General features: G+C 28.6%; 1 protein-coding gene. It reads right to left on the bottom strand.

The features are described from left to right. Positions 1-363, bottom strand: a 363-nt coding sequence (locus NF27_RS10905; RefSeq protein WP_161791870.1) for a plasmid pRiA4b ORF-3 family protein, incomplete at its 3' end; no start/stop codon positions are given. Between the last annotated feature and the right edge of the window lie 1,817 nt (positions 364-2,180).

The following is a 2,180-nucleotide window of genomic DNA, read 5'->3' as shown; positions in this document are numbered from 1 at the left end:
AATACACCTTGGATATAGCTTCTTAGGTTCAGCTGATAGCAGTTTCTCAACTCTAATTTCATGCTCCCAATTTGCTATAAAATCATATTGATACATAAACTTTTCATTTAGGTGAAATTCAAAATCTTTTAAATATATTTCCTCGGGATCATCACTAAAGCCCATTCCGCCTGCATAATAAATTCCATAAGATTTACCTCGTATTATAAATTGGTGTAAATGTATTCCCTCCCAACCCATAATTATTTGTATATAATAATGTAAGTCTGCAATACTAGTATCACTACTTACTAGTATTCTTCTCCAAATTCTTGGGCTGATCTTCTTGAGCCTAACATATAATTGGTATATCTCTTGGGCCATTTTAACTTACTAAGTATTTTTCTGAAATTAGGCAGCTAAAATCCTTTTATCTTTATGCTATTATCATTCCTTATAATTAAGGCAAATTTACTAAACTTTCCATTAAAATTCAATCTTCGTGTACTCACCCCCAGCTTTTGAATGCTCTCCTTATACATTACTAGACCTATATATTTTTATTTTAATATTATATACTTACTTAACTAAAAGGTTAAGTTGACGACACCCAACGATTCAATAGTTTTTTTACTATACTTTATGCAAGAAATTAGGGTGAGCTGCAGGCAAGGCAAATTAGAAAATTATTTTTTATATAGTCTATATCACCAAATCCAAAGGAGATAGTAAAACTATAACTTTAAAAAATAAATTGTTAATACTGATTAAGGTATAGAGCGATTGTTCAATTAAATTTAATAAATAAAAATATAATTTATTAATTATAATATTGCTTTATTGGTACATATGATATTAATGTTTTCAATTATTATTTGTTATAAGTTATTAGGATTTTAAATTATAATAGATGGAAAATATAATTATTTAATAAATCGTATTTTAGGAAGGTTGCTATGAAAGAGCTAAATTTGAATGAAATATCAGAAGTTACTGGTAGTGGCACATGCAGATGTAGTAGTGATGTTATATGGCGCTCTTGTCCAAATCAGAACGCATGCTATTCTTTCTGTATCAGACATGGAGGAATGAGGGCGTATTGGGGAGCTGATTTAAATTAATGAATAGCTAGTAGAGGAAAGGGTTGTGTTACATCTGTAATTGAGGTGTGACATAGTTGTGATCTTATCCCGGATTAGTAGAGAGGAAGTTAAGCAACTTTGCAGTAATATTGCTCAAAAATGTTAGGAGAGCAATAATTTAAAGTAGGGGTTCTAAGCGTAAACCTTGTATGTTGAAAGTAAACCTACTAATTGTGTAGAAGTTAAGACTTAACCAAACAAACAGTTAAAGTTGATTTATCTGATTGTCATATAATTACTCCATCTATATTTACTTATAGATTAGCTCAATATCTATCTATTTGCTAACCTATTTCTGGAGCTATTATACGGGGGCAGGACAGTTTCTCCATATTAATTTATATAGTTTCAATTTTTTAAAAGCCTTTTTATAAAATAAATAAGGGTATTATAAATATTTATGTGGAAATGTGGCATAAGGCTGTAGTATGCTATTTATCTAAGTTGTAGNAGGCAGATTTGGTATTTGTCCAAAAAAACTTTCCCAAAAAAGTTGAGATTGTTTAAAAATAAAGAGCATATAAAATGCTACTTGTAGGCTTACATTTTTTATAACATTCCCGTTTATAATCTTTTTAGGGAAAGCAAGTATTTTTCAGATAAAAATAACCAAATTCACACCTTTTAAATATTCCCTAAATTAATTTATTTAGGAAGAATTAAATATAAATATCGGCCTAGGTTGCAGTATTTGTGTTTAGCTATACTTCGAAGGTTAATACTTTTTTTAGAGAAAGTATTNGAGCACGAACTAGTTAATAATAAAGTGTTTAACCATAATAATAAAAAATCATAAAATCTTATTTTAGAGAAAGTTTATATATACAAATAGCCCTGGAAATATAAAAATACATAATNTTCCCTAAAAAGATTATAAACGGGAATGTTTCAAACATTATGAGCTTAGAAAGCCCATTTTATAGGGTGCCTAAATTTAATAAACTTTCACTTTTTAGGGAATNTTTTTTCATAANATTATGAAAAATACTTCCTGTAGCCTTGATATATAGCTTGCCGCAGCCTTATGCCACATTTTCACATAAATATTTATAATACCCT

It is taken from the genome of Candidatus Jidaibacter acanthamoeba, assembly GCF_000815465.1.
In the GTDB taxonomy this organism is placed as follows: domain Bacteria; phylum Pseudomonadota; class Alphaproteobacteria; order Rickettsiales; family Midichloriaceae; genus Jidaibacter; species Jidaibacter acanthamoebae.
Note: the sequence above shows the minus strand (reverse complement) of the source record. Positions and strands in the feature narration are given on the sequence as shown.